Source organism: Psychrobacillus sp. 05T411, from assembly GCF_056396485.1.
In genome coordinates, this window is sequence record NZ_JBFTLO010000042.1 from 1 (window position 1) to 21,037 (window position 21,037).

Genomic DNA, 21,037 nt, shown 5'->3' on the forward strand with positions numbered 1-21,037 from the left:
GAGCTAGCTCAATTCAAAATCTAGACGCAAATACGCCAAGGCGAATTTTATCTTTAACTAGGAAAAGTCCGAAGTAGTTGTTGTGCAAACTGTTTAGAGAGCTAGCGGTTGGTGAAAGCTAGTCAGTGTACAATGGATGAATTACAGGCTTGGAGTTAGACGTATTCACAACGATACCGTGAACGAAGCGGAAGGATAGATACCTTCAAGCTGGGTGGTACCGCGCTAAAATACTCAAGCGTCCCTGCATGATTTATTTCATGTGGGGACTTTTTTATTTTAAGGAGGAGATTGAAATGACAAATGCATTACTAGAAGACTTATCTTGGAGAGGGCTTATTTACCAGCAAACAGATGCAGAAGGATTAAAAGATTTATTAAATAACGAAAAAATTTCTTTATACTGTGGTGTAGATCCAACAGCGGACAGTATGCATATTGGACATATTGTACCATTATTAACATTAAGACGTTTTCAATTACATGGCCACCGCCCAATTTTACTAGTTGGTGGAGCAACAGGAATGGTTGGAGATCCATCTGGTCGTTCTGAAGAAAGAGTGCTTCAAACAACTGAGCAAATTGATAAAAATGTAAGCGGAATTAAAACTCAAATGGAGCAGATTTTTGACTTTAATTCTGACAATGGTGCTCAAATGGTAAATAATCACGACTGGATTGGACCAATGAGTGTGATTGAATTTTTACGTGATTTTGGTAAGCTTGTTAATATTAACTATATGTTAGGAAAAGATTCTATTGCTTCTCGTTTAGATTCTGGTCTTTCTTTTACAGAGTTTGCGTACACATTAATTCAAGGAATTGATTTCAATCATTTATTCAATACGTACAATTGTAAAGTGCAAGTCGGTGGATCTGACCAATGGGGTAATATTACAACTGGTCTTGAAGTGATTCGCAAAACACATGAAGAAGAAACAAAAGCTTTCGGGATTACGATTCCATTAGTAACAAAAGCAGATGGAACAAAATTCGGTAAATCAGCGTCTGGGGCTGTATGGCTTGATGCTAAAAAGACATCTCCGTATGAGTTTTACCAGTTTTGGATTAACACTGCAGATGCAGATGTGATTAAATACATGAAAATTTTTACATTTTTAGAGCGTAGTGAAATTGAAGCACTAGCTGAAACGGTTGAAAATGAAGCCCATTTACGCAAAGCACAAACGACATTGGCGGAGGAAATGACTCGCTTAATCCATGGTGAAGAAGCTTTAGAACAGGCAGTTCGTATATCTCGCGCTTTATTCAGCGGCAATTTGAAAGAGCTAACTGCTGATGAGATGAAAGATGCATTTAAAGATGTACCATCAGTTGAGATGTCCAAAGAAGAAAAAAGCATTGTAGACTTTATCGTAGAAGCAAATGTTTCTCCTTCGAAAAGACAGGCTCGTGAAGATGTGACAAATGGTGCGATTTCTATAAATGGAGAAAAAGTAATGGATGTTGCGTATGTAGTAGGAAAAGAAGATCGACTAGAAGATGAGTTTATGATTGTTCGTAGAGGCAAGAAAAACTATAAAATGATTAAATTTGTATAAAATGAAAGCTACTTCCCAATAAATAAAGGGAAGTAGCTTTTTCACAAAAGGGGACAACGGTTAAAATCCACCACGTTCATCTACATGGTGGTTGTTTTGTCCATCTTTTACTTGTAGTTTTTTCTTTTCATGATCTGTTAATTTCTCGGGTTCATTGTAGTTTGTACTAACATGTGTATTTTTCATTTTTTTATTTGTGGACGTATGGGTATTATTATTTTTCATATGCAGGACCTCCAATTTTTCATTGTTGCAGTTCTTAGTATTTACGTCAATGGGTGAAATAATCATGAATTTGCTAAGAATATTTAAATTTAATGTGAAATAGGATGAAAAATGAGCGTAAAATAGTATAGAATGATAATGGAAGAGAATTTTTTAATTATGCAATTCACTTTTTTAGGTTAATTATTTGGATCAAGGGGCTGGGTGTCATGGCAACAAAAAAATACATATTAAATCGTTTCGATGATTTTTTTGTCATTCTATTTGAAAAAAATAACAAAACAAACAAGCTAGTTATTTTAAAGGATAAGTTTACGATAGATGCAAAAATAGGAGATTTAGTTGAAGTTCATATGAATGAGGATAAATCAGGATATGATTTTAAAATACTAAAAGAAGAAACAAATGAGACGAAACAACGTTTATTAGATTTAATCGAAGGCATGAAAAAAGAATAGACATTATTGTCATCTAAAGAAAGCGCTTTTCTATTCAATTAGACTGGTGCTTTTTTGTTTGTGGAAATATAAAAGCCTTTGAAAAGTGGCTAAAGCAACATATCTAGGGTTGATCATTTATAACATTTGTGATGATCTATCTTACACTATAGGGATACCGTGTGGTAAAGTATCCGCTGTGATTTTCGCTGCAGGGCGGACGCTTTCCACGGGGTGAGCGATGAGCCTTCACCGCCGCTTACTCGTACGATGTGAAGTCTCATCATACTCACTTAATCTCGTTGGAGTCGCCGCCCAGCAGCGAAAATCAATGAAAATTGCTAAATTATTGAGGCCCCAAATTAACAATAAATGGTTGAACGAGACAATAAGATAGCTGAACAGGACAAACCAGTCGAGTAGATGCCGGCCTGGCAAGTTCGACGGGCTTTAAGACATATAATTCCTAAAATATGTCGGAATTATAGTTGTCTCACATCAAATAAAGAGCCATTTTGAGAATTGGTTGCTCTCACGAGTAATTTGGTTGCTCTCGTGTTGATTTAGTTGCTTTCGTAGTGGAACTGGTTGCTTCCAGTCATGGGTTGGTTGCCCTAAGCCATTTACTGGATACATGCAATGGAAAAACTGTTTAAAATTTTGTTTTTTCAACTGGTCTGCACTGATAAGTATGTAGTTTTCATTAATTTCCACTTCGCCCGGTGGAAGTCGTCCGCCCGGCAGTGAAAATCTTAGCGGTTAATAAGATGCGCTATCCCAATATGACGTCTCAATCCTAGTATACTTGCTATTTTGAGAATTGGTTGCTCTCACGAGTAATTTGGTTGCTCTCGTGCTGATTTAGTTGCTTTCGTAGTGGAACTGGTTGCTTCCAGTCATCGGTTGGTTGCCCTAAGCCATTTACTGGATACATGCAATGGAAAAACTGGTTAAAATTTTGTTTTTTAACGGGATGGTATTGATAATTGGACAATTTCCATTGATTTTCGCTACAGACGTCGACTCCTGCCAGATGAGTGGGCTAATGAGACGTCCCAACGTACGCCTAAGGGCGGCGGGGATGGCTCATCGCTCACCCGGCGGAAAGTGTACGAATGTAGCGAAAATCACAGCGGACACTACGTCGCTGCATCCCTAAAATAGGATTCATGCGTAGACTTTCATGCGAACAATCAATAGAAAAGAAAAAACCTCCAAAACCCTGATTTCTCAAGATTTTGAAGGTTTTTAATAAAGTATCTCGATTAACGAGAGTAGAACTCAACGATTAGAGCTTCGTTAATTTCAGCAGATAATTCGCTACGCTCTGGAAGGCGAACGAAAGTACCAACTTTTTTATCTGCATCAAATGTTACGTATTCTGGTACGAAGTTGTTTACTTCGATTGATTCGTTTACAACATCAAGGTTTTGAGATTTTTCACGAAGAGAAATTTCTTGACCTGGTTTAACGCTGAATGAAGGAATATCAACACGTTTACCATCAACCATAACGTGACCGTGGTTAACTAATTGACGAGCTCCACGACGAGTACGAGCAAGACCTAAACGGTAAACAACGTTATCAAGGCGAGTTTCAAGAAGAATCATGAAGTTTTCACCATGTTTACCTTGCATTTTACCAGCTTTGTCAAAAAGAGTACGGAATTGACGTTCGTTAACACCATAAGTGTGACGAAGTTTTTGTTTCTCTTGTAATTGCATACCGTATTCTGTTAATTTTTTACGTTGGTTAGGACCGTGTTGTCCTGGTGCGTAAGGGCGTTTTTCTAATTCTTTACCAGTACCGCTTAGTGAAAGACCAAGACGACGTGATAATTTCCATGATGGACCTGTATAACGAGACATATATGTCTCCTCCTTTATATTGGTTTTATTTTGTTGTAAAATAAGACCAGATGTATTCAGACTAGCAGACATTTTGTTTTCATGTATCATCGCCCTAGCAGCCAAGGGTTACGGGATACACCATCTTTTAATAGAGGAACAAAATGAGCAATCTAGGCCATACAACTGCTGCATTTATTTTACACAAATTCGATTGTATCCTTTTATACGGAGAAAGTCAATGAAATTCATTTCTTGAGAGATGGATTAATATAAATCGCAAGAAACAATTGACAAATCTAAAGGAATATAGTCAAATTGAATTATAATTAAAGTGTGATAAAAGTATCAAATTCGCTCTTAGAAAACTGAGAGGTGTACGCATGAAAAATGACGTAAAAATGACGCTTATAAAGAGCCGTATTTTAGATGTATATAATGATAATTTATTTGTATATGAAACAACTAGTATGAAATGGTTTAAAACCTTAAAAGTACTATTGTCGGAATTTTTTGACGTTGAAAAGGCTTATTATTTTATTTTTGACTTAGATACACTTAAACCATTGAAAGAAAATCATTTAGATATGAAAATGTTACATATGATTAAATGGTCGGAGATAGAAGTCCATTTTTTTGAAAAAGATTTTACCGATACTCCTTTTTGGGATAATGAAATGGATATGAACAAAGTGGTGAAAATTTTACTTAGAGATAGTAAGAATGAACCTATTGGATTGCTTGTGATAGATTCTACGATGAAATGGCAAGAATTCTCTGGATCGGAATATATTGACGAGTTCATTTATACAATCAGTAATCTTGTGAAAACAATAAAACAATCGACTGTTATAATGCAACAGGAAAACCAATATCGTAATTTGTTTAGTGTAACAAAATCATTTAATTCCACACTAGATTCGGGAGAAATATTAAATGGAACATTGTTTGCGATAAAAAATGCATTTCCACAATTAGTGCCCTCCTTAATATTATCGAATGATCAAGATAGAAGAACGTCAGTTCCTTATAAGTTATTTGATTACACTTCCGAAAGACCGACTACTGTAGATGCATATGTTTCAGGCGAAATTACGACAGAACATATACATGATTTAGGTGTCCGATTAATAAACATACCGATAAAAGGGAAACAAGGAATTTATGGTATATTACAACTTTCTGCCCCAGATGATTATTTTTTCTCCACTCGACAAAAAGAGTTTGCAACTTCTCTAGCAGAAACGACTGGAAATGCACTTGAAAACGCAAAACTATATATACAGTCACATAGATTAGTTTCCGATTTACAATTGATTAACGAGACTTCACATAAGTTAAATACGAATATTTCTATGGACGAGATGTTAATCTTTTTAAGAAACCAATTAATGAAATCCTTCCACCCCAAACAAATAGGTTTTGTTTTTATGGAAGAAAACGAGTACAAAATTTCCTCAGCGAGTAATGAGTACTTTCATACAGATGAAGGACAATTGTATATTCAATATGTTACTGATCATTTTAGCAAAGTAAAAGACTCCTTGTTTATTGCGGACTTTAACCGAATAACAAAATTAAAATATGCGTATCATTCCCTCGTTGCAGTCCCATTAAAAGAGCAAAATACGATTACAGGTTTTAGTATAGTACTTCATAAAGAACCTTATTTTTTTTCGTTTGATGGCTTTAAATTAATGCAATCACTAATTCAACATTCATCACTTGCTATAAGTAACTCTACACTTCGAAATAAATTGCAGGAAATGGTGAATCGCGATCATTTAACGAATTTGTACGCGCGAAAATATTTAGATAAATATGTAGAAAATTCCATGGCAATAGATAGTCGTGGAGTATTTGTTTTAATTGATATTGACGATTTTAAAAAAGTGAATGATACTTATGGTCACCAAGTTGGCGATGAAATATTAAAACAAATTGCTTCGATTATCCAAAAGAAAGTTGGAGAAAAAGGAATTGGAGCAAGATGGGGTGGGGAAGAGCTGGCAGTTTATTATGCTCAAAAGACGCTCGAAGAAGGCATAGAAATTTGCGGACAATTATTGAAATCAATCCAATTGCAAACAAACCCAAGTGTGACAGTTTCGATAGGGGTTTCTAGTTGGCAGCGGCACGACAACATCGATTTTCATCAACTTTTTCATCAAACAGATATTGCTTTATATGAGTCGAAAAATAAAGGGAAAAATCAATTAAATGTGATGGAGGTATCTCCACTTTCGTAAAGAGATGCCTTTTCTTTTTAGTCACTACGGTGTAAACTATATGTAAGCGTTTACAAAGGGGTGTTTAATATATGCAAGATGAAAATGTACAAAAGGAGACGGCATACATTCATACTGGCTATCAATCGTTCAATCACCAGGATAGCCTAGCAGTGCCCTTATACCAAACCTCGACATTTGCATTTGAAACGGCGGAACAAGGGGCAAGAAGATTTGCTGGAGAAGAGATTGGCGGCGTTTACTCACGTTTAGGGAATCCGACTGTTCGAGTATTGGAAGAAAGAATGGCGGCGATAGAATATGGAGAAGGTGCATTAGCATTTGGTTCTGGGATGGCTGCAGTTAGTGCAATATTGGTCCATTTAACTAAGTCGGGTGATCATATCCTTTGTACAAGAGGGATATACGGTTGTACATTCGGTCTTCTTAATCTATTGAAAGAAAAATATAATGTCTCGCACGATTTAGCAATATTAGATACGGAAGAAGCTATCGAGGCTGCGATAAAACCAAATACTGTTTGTATTTACATCGAAACACCTATTAACCCAACAATGGAAATAGTAGATATTGACTTAATCACGAAAATTGCAAAGAAACATCATATTCGTGTAGTAGTGGATAATACCTTTTCATCTCCTTATTTACAAAACCCATTAAAACTAGGAGTCGATTTTGTATTGCATAGTGCAACAAAGTATATTAATGGACATGGAGACGTCATTGCAGGAATAGTAGTTGGTAGTAATAAAGAAGAAATGGAAAGCATTCGGATGTCGGTTCAAAAAGATTTTGGAGGCATTATTTCACCGTTTGACGCATGGTTATTAATAAGGGGTATCAAAACGATGCATGTCCGGATGGAGCGGCATACGAAAAATGCAGAGGAACTCGTGGCTTATTTAAAAACAGTTTCTTCTGTGGACAATATTTACTATCCATTTGATGCCAACAATCCGCAATATGAAATTGCGAAGAAGCAAATGATTGGCGGCGGCGGGCTTATCTCATTTACTGTGACTGGTGGAGTGAAGCATGCTCAAAAGCTCATGAATGAATTAAAGCTGATCAAAATTGCCGTTAGTCTAGGAGATGCAGAAACCTTAATCCAGCATCCAGCAACGATGACTCATTCAGTTGTACCGGAAAAAGAAAGACTGGAAATGGGGATTACAGACGGATTACTTCGGCTTTCTGTTGGTCTCGAAAACCCTATGGACCTAATAGAAGATTTAAAGCAAGCATTTAAGAAACTGTAAAAGCAGAGGGGGTATTAACTCCCTCTGCCTTTACCTAAATATGTTTAGTAAGCACTTGAACAAATTGTTCTAAGCCAGTTGAATCTTGTTCTGAAAAACGTTCTTTTATAGGGCTATCAATATCAAGAACTCCAACTAATACCCCGTTTTTCACGATAGGAACAACAATTTCCGATTGGGAAGCTGCATCACATGCTATATGACCTGGAAAAGCATGCACATCTGGAACAATAATTGTTTCTAAGTTTTGCGCCGCAGTGCCACAAACCCCTCTACCAACAGGAATTCTAACACAAGCAGGCAACCCTTGAAACGGCCCCAATACCAATTCGCCATTTTCCACTAAATAAAATCCAACCCAGTTAATTTGATCAAAAAACTGATTTAATAAAGCAGAAGCATTGCTAAAATTAGCGATTGCATTATTTTCACCTGTTAAAAGTGCATCTAACTGCTTGGATAGCATCAGATAATTTGCCGATAAATCTTCTGAATAAGTTGTTTTTGTGAACATATTTTCGTCTCCATTCTACAAATATACTTGTAAGTCATCATAATATTGATGTAAATCTTTTGCTTGATGCGCATCAGATCCAAATATTAAAGGGATCTCTAATTGCTTTGCTAATTGAATATAAGAAGGTGCTGGGTAGCTTTCTAAACAATAGGGTTTTACTAGGCCAGCACTATTTACATCTAATTGAAGCTGTTGATTTTTTATTTCCAATAAAATCGCTACTATATCATCATGGTCATCAACGACTTCTGGGAATGCATGTTGAAATTTATGTACAAGTGTAATATGACCAATTCGTTTCGGTTTATAAATTCCTAATGGACTCGTTATTGAATCCATCAATGTTTTATAATACAATTTATACACAGCCATTGGACTTCCCACATGTTCTATAAACTTTAAAAAAGTGGTTTTAGAAAAATCAATACATGTGTATTCGTTTTGGAATGCTAAAAAATGTACCGATAAAATGGAATCATCCAAGTACATACCGTATGTATTTAAAAAAGAAATAGTCTCTCGTTCAAAACCAGAGATATAGTCTATTTCCAACCCTGTTGATATAACAATATCTTTTTTATACTGTTTTTTCAACCGCTTTAAATCAGTGAAGTACGATTCGAGTTTTTTGAAGTCCATCCCACTGTCTTTGGCGGGTGTTGGATCCATAAAATTAGTAGGCAATGGAGCATGCTCGGTAAATGTAATTTCATGAAACCCATTTTGAATTGCTTTTTCAATATATAAATGGAAGGGGTCAAGCGTTCCATGTGGGCAATAGGGCGTATGAATATGACCATCCTTTTTCAATAAAATCTGCCTCCTAATCGTTGAAATAGCATTATTTCAAATAATTCATTGCTTTTCTACTGTTTTATGAAACAATAACATAAAAAGCATGGTAATATATATAGTAACATTTGAATTAGAATTTTTTGATTTTGGAACAGGGGGCTTACGATGAAGTATATCATCCCAGCAGTCATTATACTTTTAGTAATTGCAGTTTTTGCGTTTATTATAAGAAGAAAACATAATTCAGAGATTGAGCGTTTAGAACATGAAAAACATCAAATTCAAAATAAACCAATTTTAGAAGAAATGACAAAAGTAAAACAATTGAATATGAACGGTCAAACAGAAGAAATGTTTGAAAGATGGCGAAATACATGGACGGAAGTAATGGATATCCATATGCCGAAAATCGATGTTCTTTTATTTGATGCAGAAGAAAGTGTAGACAAATTTATTTTTCCAAAAGCTTCTAAAATTGAAAAAGAAATTCAAACATTAATTTCTAATTGTGACGAAAAAATGTCCGGGATATTAAAAGAACTAGAAGAGTTAATCGGAAGTGAAGAGAAAAACAGAATAGAAATGGAACAGCTGAAAGAACAACATCGTGCTGCTAGGAAAACCTTGCTTGCTCACCAATATTCCTTTGGAGAAACAGTGCCAGCATTAGAAGCCGAATTAGAATCATTTATACCGGATTTTGAGGAATTTGATAAGTTGACCGAGACAGGAAATTATTTAAGTGCACGAGAAATTGTCATTACTATGCAAGATAAAGGGAAAAAGTTCTTTCCTAAATTGCATGATATTCCGACTGTTCTTACAGAAATACAAAATAAAATACCCGCTACGATACATGAATTACGAAATGGTCAGAAAGAAATGGAAGAAAGTTCGTATTACTTACAGCATCTTGAAATGACCAATAAATTAGCAGAAATAGAAGCAGAGTTAATCGAATTGAAGGCAGCGATTGTAGATCTAGAAGTGGAAAAAACTCTTGTAAGAGTAGAAGAAATTAAAGATGAATTGGAAACTTTCTATGATTTATTAGAAAAAGAAGTACTCGCTAAAAAGTATGTGGATAAGCATAAAGAACATACAGCTAGCCGTCTAAAAGAAGTAACGACGGTTACTCGTGCAGTTAGCGAAGAAGCAGCGTATGTCCAACAAAGCTATCGATTACCAGAAAAAGAAGCCGAAATTCCCAAAAGCTGTTTGAAGGAATTGGAAGAATTAGAGAAAAAGTTCAATTTGCTATCAGCACGAGTAGAAGAAGAACGATCTGCATACTCTAGTTTACAAGAAGAGCTAAACGAAATAGCAGAAGAACTAGATCGATTGTATGAAGAACAAGATCGTTTTGCCAATCGATTAAAAAATCTCCGAATCGATGAAAATAAAGCTCGTGAAAAACTAGAAGAATTAAAACATATTTTACATGACACTGATCGTATGTTACAAAAAGCGAATATCCCGGGTATTCCGGAAGATATGGATGTCCGCCTTGAAGAAGCAGAAGAACATATTTATGTAGCGATGCAAAGCCTTCAAGAAGTGCCTCTGAATATGTCATTAGTAGATAATTATTTAGAAAAAGCAGAAGCTTGCATGGAAGAAGTGCATAAACGGGCAAAAGAAATGTTAGAAAATGTATTGTTAACTGAAAAGATTATTCAATATGGAAATCGTTATCGTACAAGCCACCCTAATATACATGCGCGTTTGTTAGAAGCAGAAGAAGCCTTCAGGCAACTTAGATATGCAAAAGCACTAGAAGATGCTGCAACAGCTGTAGAGGAAGTTGAACCGGGCGCATTAAAGAAAATCGAAGTATTAGTCAAAGAAGAGGCCTGGCGTACATAACTAGAAAAGTTGGACGAATTCAGTCCGAATCGACAAAAGGTTTTTGTATACAAACGTGAACCACCTCACTAAAAAAGTGATGGTGGTTTTTTTCCGAAAAGGAGAGGGACAAACAGTGATTTATTTTGATAACAGTGCTACAACGAAAGTTCATCCAGAAGTGATGAAAACCTTTGTAGCAGTGAACGAGAAGTTTTGGGCAAATCCAGCTTCCATCCATGAATTTGGTCATCAAACGAACGAATTATTACAATCAGCTAGAAAACAAGTAGCAGAAATTTTACATACTTCTAATGACAAAATTTATTTTACATCCGGTGGAACCGAATCTAATAATTTAGCCATTTTTGGCTTAGCAAATAAATATAAAAATCGTGGAAGACATGTACTTGTCTCAGAAATCGAACATCCTTCCATACTGGAAGCAGCAAAACAACTACTGAAAAATGGATTTGAAGTAGAATGGATCCCAGTGGATTCAAATGGCGTAATTGTAATAGAAGCTGTAGAAAGACTTTTACGTGCCGATACCATCTTGATAAGTGTCATGCATGTGAACAACGAAACAGGAGCAATTCAACCAATCGAAGAAATTTCCGCTAATGTAAGAAAGAATAGCCGTGCAGTAATCCACATGGATGCAGTGCAAAGTTTTGGGAAGTTACCAGTAAATTTTGATGCGCTAGATGTGGATGCAATCACCATTTCATCTCATAAAATTCACGGTTTAAAAGGTTCAGGTTTTTTAGCATTAAAAAAATTTATGGAAGTAGAACCAATGCTGTTTGGTGGTGGTCAAGAATCTGGTATTCGAAGTGGGACAACACCAGTTCCTTTAGCTGTATCTACCGCAAAAGCGGTTAGGCTGGCACATGACAATTTAAAAGAAAACGCCCAAAAATTGAGAGAGATGACTGAAGAACTCATCCCTTTTTTGACATCTTTTCCGGCAATTAAAATGATTTCACCTAAAAATAGGGCACCACATATCATCTCTTTTTCTGTCCGAAAAATAAAAGGAGAAGTTCTTATTAATGCTTTACAGCAAAAAAATGTTATAGTTTCTACTAGTAGTGCTTGCTCTTCAAGACAAACTAAAACAAGCCATGTATTAAAAGCAATGCATATACAAGATGACTATATAAAAGGAGTCATTCGACTTAGTTTTAGCACAATAAATACACAAGAAGAAATAAGTCAGTTTAAAAAAATATTTACAAATGTAATGAACGTCATTAAAGGAGATTAGTTTTTATGAAATGGGAAAAAATATTAGTCAGATACGGTGAATTATCAACAAAAGGAAGAAATAGAAAACAGTTTATATCGCATCTTCGAAATAACATAAGATTTTCTTTTGTAGATTTACCAAATATTAAAGTACAAGCAGAAAGAGATCGAATGTTTTTAACTTCAACAGATGACTCGGAGATTGAGGCATTAATAGAGCGTCTACCAAAAATATTCGGCATTCAGTCTTTTAGTCCGGTCGCATCTTGTTCGCAGGAACTAGAAGATATTCAAGCAACCGCGCTTCAAATTATGGAAAGTTTAGATAGTGAAAATAAAACATTCCGTGTAACAGTGAAACGATCAGATAAAAGGTTCCCACTTGATACATATGAATTGCAAACGACTGTAGCAAGTCATGTATTAAGACAATACCCATCTTTAAAAGTACAATTGAAAAAGCCAGAAATAGATTTGCGTATTGAAGTGCTGGCAGACGCTGTATACATGATGGCACAAGTAATTCCTGGCGCTGGTGGTATGCCACTTGGTTCAAATGGTCGTTCCCTTTTAATGCTTTCAGGTGGTATTGACAGTCCAGTTGCTGGTTATATGCTTTTGAAACGTGGAGTTAGATTAGATGCCATTCATTTTCACAGTCCACCGTTCACAAGTGAGCGATCCAAGGAAAAAGTAATGGATCTTGCAAACCAACTAAGTCATTTTGGAGCAACTGTACGACTACATGTCATTCCCTTTACTGAAATCCAACAAAGTATCGCTGCACAAATTCCAGAAAATGTATCGATGACGACAACAAGAAGATTGATGTTGAAAATTGCAGATTTAGTTCGCGAAGAAATTGGGGCACTAGGCATTGTAACTGGTGAAAGTTTAGGTCAAGTTGCCAGCCAAACGCTTGAAAGCTTGACTGCTATTAATGCAGTTACGTCCACTCCGGTTTTTAGACCACTCATTTCAATGGACAAATTAGATATTATAGATATTGCCCGGGAAATAGGAACTTATGAGACATCTATTTTACCTTATGAAGATTGTTGTACAATATTCACTCCTTCTTGTCCTAAAACCAAACCAAAGCTGGAGAAAGTAGAATACTACGAGAGCTTTAAGGATTATGATGAATTAATAAAAGAAGCGGTGGAAAATAGAGAAGTTCTCTCGTTTCCAACTGTAAAGAGAAACGACTTTGAAAACCTACTTTAAAAATTAACAAAATATACCACTCATCCTCCGTGCATGAAATTAGAGAAAAAGACCATTCTAATTTCACAAGGAGGTGAGAGACATGGCAAACAACAACAGTGGTAACTCAAATCAACTTTTAGTTCCAGGTGTACAACATGCGATTGATCAAATGAAATATGAAATTGCTCAAGAGTTTGGAGTAAATTTAGGAGCTGACGCATCATCGCGTGCCAACGGATCCGTAGGCGGAGAAATTACAAAGCGATTAGTGCGACAAGCTCAATCACAAATGAATGGTTTTGAAAAATAATAAACCAGATAAACCGGTAGCCCAGGCTACCGGTTTATTGTTTTGTTAAGGAAGGAACATTATTGGGATAGTGCGTCTTAATGTGTCCGCTATCCTTCGCGCTTACCGCATCTTGCATGAGCCTACTCATGTTGAACACGAGTAGGTCTCATGACTGCGGCTCATGCGCTTTAGGCAGCGCTACGGCAAATGTATCCGCACTATTTAGCTGGAGAAGATTGTCTATTTATAAATGCGCAATGTTGACCTACAAACGGGCAACACTATGGTCCATTTGCGCAACGTTTATAAATAATGCGTCAAAGTCCTAGTCGTCTCCCTCCAAGTCAACTTGTTATTTTGAGAATTGGTTGCTTTCACGTTGATTTAGTTGCTTTCCGAATAGAAATGGTTGCTTTCAATGCCGATTAGTTGCCCTTAGCCATTTATTGGATTCATAGCGGTCACCATACGACGCATTATCCCTAAAATGTGACACCCTTATATTCAGAAGATTATTTTTATATTTAACAATCTAATAATTTCCTTTATAATTAACTTATAATGTAGAGGAGGAATAGTATTGAATAAACAAAATCTAATCGCACCAGCTCATTATAACTTAGTAAGTGAGTTTGAAAAATATAGTATTAACGAAGAAAAATTAGCGCTCATTTGGGAGTCTGACAGCGGAGAAACGAAACAGAGTACATATAAACAATTAATGCAACGATCCAACCAAATTGCAAACGTATTTACCCGTAATGGGCTAAAAAAAGGGGATATCGTTCTTGTAATGGTACCTAGATTAATAGAAGCATACGAAGTATACGTGGCTGCTTTGAAAGCTGGTCTAGTTGTTATACCGAGTTCAGAAATGCTTCGTGCAAAGGATATTGAGTATCGACTTGTTCATAGCGGTGCTAAAGCGATTATTGCCTATGAGCCATTTCTAGACCAATTTACTGAAGTATCAAACTTAGACGATCGACTATTATTTGTTATTGGAAAAAGTCAAGATGATTGGCAGTCCTTAACAGATGAAATGTCTAGTGAAAGTACTGTATTCGACCTTGTAGATACGTTAAAAGATGATATGGCATTCATATCATATACAAGTGGAACAACTGGAAATCCAAAAGGTGTAGTCCATACCCATGCATGGGCATTCGCACATTTACGGACATCTGGTCCAAACTGGCTGAGTATACAAGAAGGTGATGTAGTTTGGGCAACAGCAAGTCCAGGCTGGCAAAAATGGATTTGGAGTCCGTTTCTTGCGGTTCTTGGTAGTGGAGCAATTGGATATGTATATAATGGGAAATTTGATCCGAATACATATTTGGAAAATATTCAAGAGAAAAAAGTAAATGTGCTTTGTTGCACACCAACTGAATATAGAATTATGGCAAAAGTAGAAGGCTTAAAGAATTATAATCTTTCTTCGATTCATAGTGCTGTTTCCGCAGGAGAGCCATTAAATAGAGAAGTTATTGAGATTTTTGAGAAAAACTTTAATCTTGAAGTTCGAGATGGTTATGGTCAAACTGAAAATACGTTGCTCGTTGGAACGATGAAAGGAATGGAAGCTAGACCTGGTTCTATGGGGAAACCAACACCAGGGAATACAGTAGAGATTGTAAATGATCTTGGTGAAATTTGTGCTCCTGGTGAAGTAGGAGATATTGCGGTGCATGTAGAAACACCTGCACTATTCAAAGAATACTTAAAAGACCCTGAGCGTACTGCGATGCAATTTAGGGGCGATTATTATATAACAGGTGATCAAGCTAAAAAAGACGAAGACGGCTATTTTTGGTTTGAAGGTAGAAGTGACGACATCATTATTAGTTCCGGTTATACGATTGGACCTTTTGAAGTAGAAGATGCTTTAACCAAACATCMTGCAGTACAAGAATGTGCTGTAGTTGGTAGTCCAAATGAAATTCGTGGGACTATTGTGAAAGCTTTTGTTGTATTACTAGATCCGTCTAACGAAGGTTCCCCTGAATTAGTAAAAGAACTGCAAGAACATGTGAAAACTATTACTGCTCCATATAAGTATCCTAGAGAAATAGAGTTCGTTAAAGAATTACCTAAAACAACTTCTGGAAAAATTAGAAGAATTGAGTTAAGACAAAGAGAACAATAAAAGGTATAAAATAGAAATAAGAAAACACGGGGTGCAATAAAATGTTCTCCGTGTTTTTCCTGTTTACTTTAATTGGTTAAAGCAATATAATGAATCTATTATTTTCGCGTGGAAAAATAAGGAGATGGGGAAGTGCAAACAGAAGAAAAACAAGGGATAATAATCGTAGCTGTTGCTTATGTTTTATGGGGCTTTATGCCAATCTTTTGGAAAATGTTAAATCATGTTTCAAGTGATGAGATATTAGCAGGTCGCGTTATTTGGTCATTCGTATTTACGTTATTACTTGTAGTTATAGGGCGTAATTTTAAACAACTCATGATGGATATACAGGAATTATGGAAGAATCAGAAAGCTTTCTGGAGTCTAGTACTTGCTTCCTATTTAGTAACTGGTAATTGGTTTATATTCATTTATGCTGTAAATGCGGGATACATAGTTCAAACGAGTTTAGGTTATTACATAAATCCATTACTCTCTGTCGTACTTGGAATTGTTTTTTTAAAAGAAAAGTTATCTAGGGCACAGGTATTAGCAGTAATAATTGCAGCTATTGGTGTTCTAGTTTTATCTATTTCCTATGGACAAGTGCCATGGATTTCTTTTTCATTGGCGATCACATTTGCTTTTTATGGTTTGATTAAAAAGACGCTAAAAGTGGATGCCCTTAGGGGATTAACGATTGAAACGTTCTTTGTTCTACCGGTAGCACTAATCTATTTTAGTTACTTAGTTGCGACCGGGAAGGCTGTATTTTTTTCAACGGATATGCTGACGGTGATTTTGCTTGTATTAACTGGTGTTGCAACTGCAGTTCCGCTCATTTTATTTGCTAAAGGAACAAAAAGCATTCCATTGTATATGTCTGGTTTTATACAATACATTGCACCAACACTCATGCTTTTAGTCGGTGTCATCATCTACAAAGAGCAGTTTAGTAAAGTGGAATTTTTGTCTTTTTCATTTATTTGGTGCGCACTAATATTGTTTACCGCTTCGAAAATTATGGAAGTGAGGAAACGTAAATAGGATTTATTTTTACGATTTGTGAAACATTTAGGCATTATTTACGTAAGTAAAGAGGATAACCAAAGGAGGAAAATAGTATATGAATACGAAACGATGGTTTGCTATTTTAGGAGCATCTGTATTATTAGTTATTTCTTTAGGCGTCAATACGATGTCTAGCATATTTTCAAAGGACTGGACTTCTATGTTAGATGAATTTGCGGCCGTCTCGAGTTCTGAGTTTTACGAAACGGTAGTAGAAGATGGTTCTATGAACGAACGTATCGCATTGTTAACAGTAGATGGGGTAATACAAGATACGGGAAGTGCTACTTCTCTATTTGCGGCAGAAGGATATAACCACCAATTCTTTTTACAACAATTAGAACAAGTAAAAGCGGATGACTCGGTAAAAGCAATTGTCCTCCAAGTAAATTCTCCTGGTGGCGGAGTTGTAGAATCTGCAGAAATTTACCGCGAGATTAGAGAAATACAAGAAGAAACGGAAAAACCAATTTATGTATCGATGGGGAGTATGGCAGCCTCAGGTGGGTATTACATTTCAGCATCAGCTGATAAAATCTTTGTTAATAAAGAAACGATGACAGGTTCCATTGGTGTTATTATGCAAAGTATTAACTATGGAAAATTAGCAGAAAAATACGGCGTCGAGTTTGTAACGATTAAATCAGGACCTTATAAAGACATTATGAGCCCAACGAGAGAAATGACAGAAGTAGAAAGAAATATGATGCAAGAAATGCTAAATGATTCGTATGAAGAATTTGTGGATATTATTGAACAAGGTCGAAATATGACAGAAGCAGAAGTGAAAAAAGTAGCAGATGGTCGAATAGTCAATGGTCGACAAGCGATTGAAGCTGGACTTGCTGACGATTTTGGATTTTTAGAAGACGTAATTGCGGCGATTAAAACAGATCACGACCTAGAAAATGCGGAAGTTTTTGAATATGGTCATTCTCAAAGTTTCGGTTCATTATTTGCGATGAAAGCACAATCATTATTAGGCGTTGATATCGAAACCAAACTGATTGGAAAGTTAATAGCTGATAATAGTGCGCCTAAAATGATGTATCTATATGGAAATAATTAAGGAGGGATCTAGATGAGTGAGATTATACAGCCAGATGAACAGAATGTGCAAGAAAAGGCACTGCTAACGGAGCAGGTAGTCGTTCATCGTACAGTGGAATATGAGCATAAAGCTGCTGGTTTTTGGATTCGATTTTGGGCTTATACGGCGGATATCCTCATATTAGCTTCCATCGGTATGTTGATCATCAAACCTGTGTTCCGATTATTCTCATTGGAGTTAAATAATCCAGCTTGGTATGCGCCATTTAGCCTGATTACAGCGCTTCTTTTCTATGCGTATTTTGTTTTGATGACTAAATATTGTAGTCAAACAGTTGGGAAAATGATATTTGGTATTCGCGTTGTTTCAAAAAATGGGGCTAAACTTACATGGGGAACGGTCGTTTTTAGAGAATGGATCGGGAGACTTATCTCTATTATTCCTTTAAATCTACCCTATCTAGCAGTCGCGTTTACAACGAAAAAACAAGCAGTTCACGATATCATTGCGGATACCTTAGTTGTTCATGAATCAATTTTTGATAAAAATGAAAAACATCTATATGAACAACCTGCAGTTGCAAAAGAGTTGCAAGAACAGAACGTATTCTAGTAAGATGAAAGTAATGAAAAAGGAGGCTACATATTTATGGCACAAGTAACATTTAAAAACAATCCAGTAACTTTAGTTGGTCAAGAAGTAGTAGTAGGCGAAAAAGCACCAAACTTTACGGTGTTAGCAAATGATTTATCTTCAGTAACACTACAAGATTCTGCTGGTAAAGTTCGTTTGATCAGCGTAGTCCCATCACTAGATACTGGTGTATGTTCTACACAAACAAACAAATTCAATCAAGCTGCTGCTAGTTTAGGTGAGGATGTAGTCATTTTAACAATCTCTGTTGACTTACCATTTGCTCAAGCACGTTGGTGTGGCGCAAATGCTGCAGATGCTATCCAAACGCTTTCTGATCACCGTGATTTTTCATTCGCTGAAGCGTTCGGTGTTGGTATCAAGGAATTGCGTTTACTAGCACGTTCTGTATTTGTAGTAGACAAAAATGACATAGTTACTTATGCTGAATATGTAAGTGAAGGAACGGATCATCCAGACTACGATAAAGCACTAGAAGCAGTAAAAGCAGCAACAAACTAATAAATAAAATCAAACCCACTCAGCTAATTCTAGTTTAGTGGGTTTTCATTTGAGGGATGTATAGATGCACACCAATGTAGAACAAATATTTACTTTTATTGATCAAGAAAGCTCATTTATTGAAGAGCAACAATCTGCTACCTATTTAGAAGGGGTAGTTTACGCGTTAGAATTATGGTTAGAAGAGAAAAAAGTACCTACAGTAAATAACCCAACGAAAGAACAAATTCGTAAAGCAATTCAATTGGCGATTTTAAAAGGAATGAAAGCAAGTTCTCAAGTGAATCACCAAATGACGCCAGATGCCATTGGACTTCTAGTAAGTTACTTTGTAAAAGTAGTGGCAAAAGACCAAAAAGAATTGTCCATTTTGGATCCTGCATTTGGAACGGGAAATTTGCTGTATACAGTGATGAATGCATTACCTTTTGAAAATCATGCTTTCGGTGTTGAAATAGATGAGTTATTAATCCAAATAGCGGCTCAAACTGGAGAATTGCTTACACATGATATCCAATTATTTCGACAAGATGCATTAAAACCATTATTAATCGACCCTGTGGATATAGTGGTAAGTGATTTACCAGTAGGCTATTATCCAGATGAAGAAACAGCACAGGACTACTTTTTGCATAGTAAAGAGGAAATGTCTTATGCGCATCATTTATTCATCGAACAATCAATGAAGCATGTAAAACCAGGTGGATATTTATACTTTTTAGTGCCTAACAATATTTTTGAATCAAAACAGGCGCCGCAGCTTCATAAATTTATTAAAGAAAACGGATGGATTCAAGCGGTGATTCAATTCCCGGCTTCAATTTTTAAAACAAAAGGACAAGAGAAGAGCTTGTTGATTTTGCAAAAGAGAAGCGATGAGTTAAAGGCACCACGTGAAGTGTTGCTTGCACAAGTCCCTAATATGACGAATAAAGAAGCAATGGAATTGTTCTTCCAAAAAATAGACATATGGCAAGAAGAAAATGCAAAATAAGAGGGTAGCCCTAATATAGGGCTACCCTTTTCCTAATCAATTATTTATTATACTTTTCTCAGTCCGGAACTTCTTCTGTGCGAACAACTAGTACGTCACAAGTTGCGGAGCGTACGATATACTCCGAAACACTTCCGATTAAAAATCTTTCCATCGCATTTAGACCAGTAGCACCACAAATGATTAGATCTGCCACCACTTTTTTAGCAAGGTCTTTAGAAATCATCGTTTTAGGAGAACCATATTCGACGATGACGTTGACATGTTGGACGCCGCCCGCTTGCGCCTCTGTTTTATAACCTTCTAGCAATTCCTCCGCAAATGCTTGAGCTCTTTCAGCGATTGACCGGTCATACGCTTCAATAGCAGCAAAGGATCTTGTATCAATTATATTAACTAAATTTAATGTGGCATTGTTTCTTGCTGCGATAGAAACTGATTTTTTAAATGCATATTCCGCCTCTTTTGAACCGTCCACTGCAACTAGGATTTGTTTATATTTTAATGTCATTATAAAAACCTCCTTATTGTTTATATATATAGTTCGATATTTATTGACATATTCCTGCTTATTTTTATTATTTATTTTGATTTATGTTTTTAATAACCCAAAATACTCAGTTAATTGCTTATTAAAATTGTAATATTACACAAGAGGTTCTATGTATTAGTGCTTTTAGAGTGCATTGAACTGAACGTGTCTACTCCATAGCCGAGATTTCTCGATGCGTAGGATATAATAAAATTCTTTACAAGTGGATAACTATTTACTTGAAACATAATTAAGTTAATTCATTCTTTAAAATTTAGTTCAGTATAGGGAAACGGCGACGTAGTGTGTTTGACTAGTGACCGCTATGATTTTCGCTGCAGGACGGACGCTTTCCGTGGGGTGAGTGATGAGCCTTCACCGCCGCTAGCGCGTACGATGTGAAGTCTCATCTTACTCAGGCAGAGGAACAAAGGCTAAGAGCGCCACATCGTGTGGCAACGCCTTTGTGACCAACATCCTGTTGCCCTCCACTAGAGTCGCCGCCTGCAGCGAAAATCCATGGGAATTACTATCTAATTTAGTGTCGACACATATCAAAGGTTAAATTAATCCATTCTACTATGTAATGTTATAAAATCTAATTAGAAAATGCGG

19 protein-coding genes and 1 other annotated feature are annotated in these 21,037 nt (G+C 36.2%); of the genes, 14 read left to right on the forward strand and 5 right to left on the reverse strand.

All coding sequences use genetic code 11. The features are described from left to right. Nucleotides 1-50 precede the first annotated feature (50 nt). Nucleotides 51-249, forward strand: a binding site (T-box leader). A 47-nt stretch (nucleotides 250-296) separates the two neighbouring features. After that, nucleotides 297-1,562, forward strand: coding sequence for a tyrosine--tRNA ligase (tyrS, locus tag AC1DFT_RS19385; RefSeq protein WP_478161073.1), 1,266 nt, complete (start codon nucleotides 297-299; stop codon nucleotides 1,560-1,562). 60 nt (nucleotides 1,563-1,622) lie between these two features. Here tyrS and AC1DFT_RS19390 read toward each other — a convergent pair whose 3' ends face one another. After that, nucleotides 1,623-1,787 carry a hypothetical protein gene (locus tag AC1DFT_RS19390; RefSeq protein WP_478161075.1) on the reverse strand — a complete coding sequence of 55 codons (165 nt, stop codon included), beginning with the start codon at nucleotides 1,785-1,787 and terminating at the stop codon, nucleotides 1,623-1,625. A 209-nt stretch (nucleotides 1,788-1,996) separates the two neighbouring features. On the opposite strand from AC1DFT_RS19390, the gene AC1DFT_RS19395 reads away from it, so the two are divergent. Next, the gene (locus AC1DFT_RS19395; protein ID WP_478161077.1) at nucleotides 1,997-2,245 is read left to right on the forward strand and encodes a DUF3006 family protein; all 249 of its coding nucleotides are present in this window, start codon (nucleotides 1,997-1,999) and stop codon (nucleotides 2,243-2,245) included. 1,244 nt (nucleotides 2,246-3,489) lie between these two features. Here the strand turns inward: AC1DFT_RS19395 and rpsD are convergent. After that, on the reverse strand, nucleotides 3,490-4,092 hold the full coding sequence (gene rpsD / locus AC1DFT_RS19400; protein WP_478161079.1) for a 30S ribosomal protein S4: 603 nt from the start codon (nucleotides 4,090-4,092) through the stop codon (nucleotides 3,490-3,492). Between the two features lie 362 nt (nucleotides 4,093-4,454). Here rpsD and AC1DFT_RS19405 point away from each other — a divergent pair, with 362 nt between their 5' ends. Beyond that, nucleotides 4,455-6,320 carry a sensor domain-containing diguanylate cyclase gene (locus AC1DFT_RS19405; protein WP_478161081.1) on the forward strand — a complete coding sequence of 622 codons (1,866 nt, stop codon included), beginning with the start codon at nucleotides 4,455-4,457 and terminating at the stop codon, nucleotides 6,318-6,320. 71 nt (nucleotides 6,321-6,391) lie between these two features. Continuing rightward, nucleotides 6,392-7,579, forward strand: coding sequence for a methionine gamma-lyase (gene megL / locus AC1DFT_RS19410; protein WP_478161083.1), 1,188 nt, complete (start codon nucleotides 6,392-6,394; stop codon nucleotides 7,577-7,579). A 34-nt stretch (nucleotides 7,580-7,613) separates the two neighbouring features. Here the strand turns inward: megL and AC1DFT_RS19415 are convergent, their stop codons facing one another. Next, nucleotides 7,614-8,093 (reverse strand): GAF domain-containing protein, encoded by a 480-nt coding sequence (locus tag AC1DFT_RS19415; protein ID WP_478161085.1) that lies wholly within the window; start codon nucleotides 8,091-8,093, stop codon nucleotides 7,614-7,616. Nucleotides 8,094-8,108: 15 nt separating this feature from the next. Continuing rightward, on the reverse strand, nucleotides 8,109-8,906 hold the full coding sequence (gene hisJ / locus AC1DFT_RS19420) for a histidinol-phosphatase HisJ (protein ID WP_478161087.1): 798 nt from the start codon (nucleotides 8,904-8,906) through the stop codon (nucleotides 8,109-8,111). A 150-nt stretch (nucleotides 8,907-9,056) separates the two neighbouring features. On the opposite strand from hisJ, the gene ezrA reads away from it, so the two are divergent. The 10 genes from ezrA (at nucleotide 9,057) to AC1DFT_RS19470 (ending at nucleotide 19,890) form a co-directional block, all read left to right on the forward strand. Beyond that, nucleotides 9,057-10,757: a septation ring formation regulator EzrA gene (ezrA, locus tag AC1DFT_RS19425; protein WP_478161089.1), complete on the forward strand. Its 1,701-nt coding sequence runs from the start codon at nucleotides 9,057-9,059 to the stop codon at nucleotides 10,755-10,757. 115 nt (nucleotides 10,758-10,872) lie between these two features. Next, a complete protein-coding gene (locus AC1DFT_RS19430) occupies nucleotides 10,873-12,006 on the forward strand; it encodes a cysteine desulfurase family protein (RefSeq protein WP_478161091.1) in 1,134 nt (377 codons plus the stop codon). A gap of 5 nt (nucleotides 12,007-12,011) precedes the next feature. Continuing rightward, on the forward strand, nucleotides 12,012-13,214 hold the full coding sequence (gene thiI, locus AC1DFT_RS19435) for a tRNA uracil 4-sulfurtransferase ThiI (protein WP_478161093.1): 1,203 nt from the start codon (nucleotides 12,012-12,014) through the stop codon (nucleotides 13,212-13,214). Nucleotides 13,215-13,296: 82 nt separating this feature from the next. After that, complete coding sequence (locus tag AC1DFT_RS19440; RefSeq protein ID WP_478161095.1) at nucleotides 13,297-13,506, forward strand: small, acid-soluble spore protein, alpha/beta type; 210 nt, start codon at nucleotides 13,297-13,299, stop codon at nucleotides 13,504-13,506. A 562-nt stretch (nucleotides 13,507-14,068) separates the two neighbouring features. Beyond that, nucleotides 14,069-15,637: an acyl-CoA synthetase MbcS gene (gene mbcS, locus AC1DFT_RS19445; RefSeq protein WP_478161097.1), complete on the forward strand. Its 1,569-nt coding sequence runs from the start codon at nucleotides 14,069-14,071 to the stop codon at nucleotides 15,635-15,637. Between the two features lie 132 nt (nucleotides 15,638-15,769). After that, nucleotides 15,770-16,666: an EamA family transporter RarD gene (rarD, locus tag AC1DFT_RS19450; RefSeq protein ID WP_478161099.1), complete on the forward strand. Its 897-nt coding sequence runs from the start codon at nucleotides 15,770-15,772 to the stop codon at nucleotides 16,664-16,666. Between the two features lie 79 nt (nucleotides 16,667-16,745). Beyond that, nucleotides 16,746-17,759, forward strand: a complete 1,014-nt coding sequence (gene sppA / locus AC1DFT_RS19455) for a signal peptide peptidase SppA (RefSeq protein WP_478161101.1) — start codon at nucleotides 16,746-16,748, stop codon at nucleotides 17,757-17,759. Nucleotides 17,760-17,771: 12 nt separating this feature from the next. Continuing rightward, a complete protein-coding gene (locus tag AC1DFT_RS19460; RefSeq protein ID WP_478161103.1) occupies nucleotides 17,772-18,353 on the forward strand; it encodes an RDD family protein in 582 nt (193 codons plus the stop codon). A 36-nt stretch (nucleotides 18,354-18,389) separates the two neighbouring features. Further along, nucleotides 18,390-18,896 (forward strand): thiol peroxidase, encoded by a 507-nt coding sequence (tpx, locus tag AC1DFT_RS19465; protein WP_478161105.1) that lies wholly within the window; start codon nucleotides 18,390-18,392, stop codon nucleotides 18,894-18,896. A gap of 64 nt (nucleotides 18,897-18,960) precedes the next feature. After that, nucleotides 18,961-19,890 carry a class I SAM-dependent methyltransferase gene (locus AC1DFT_RS19470; protein ID WP_478161107.1) on the forward strand — a complete coding sequence of 310 codons (930 nt, stop codon included), beginning with the start codon at nucleotides 18,961-18,963 and terminating at the stop codon, nucleotides 19,888-19,890. A gap of 58 nt (nucleotides 19,891-19,948) precedes the next feature. Here the strand turns inward: AC1DFT_RS19470 and AC1DFT_RS19475 are convergent, their stop codons facing one another. Further along, a complete protein-coding gene (locus tag AC1DFT_RS19475) occupies nucleotides 19,949-20,401 on the reverse strand; it encodes a universal stress protein (protein WP_478161109.1) in 453 nt (150 codons plus the stop codon). Nucleotides 20,402-21,037 lie beyond the last annotated feature (636 nt).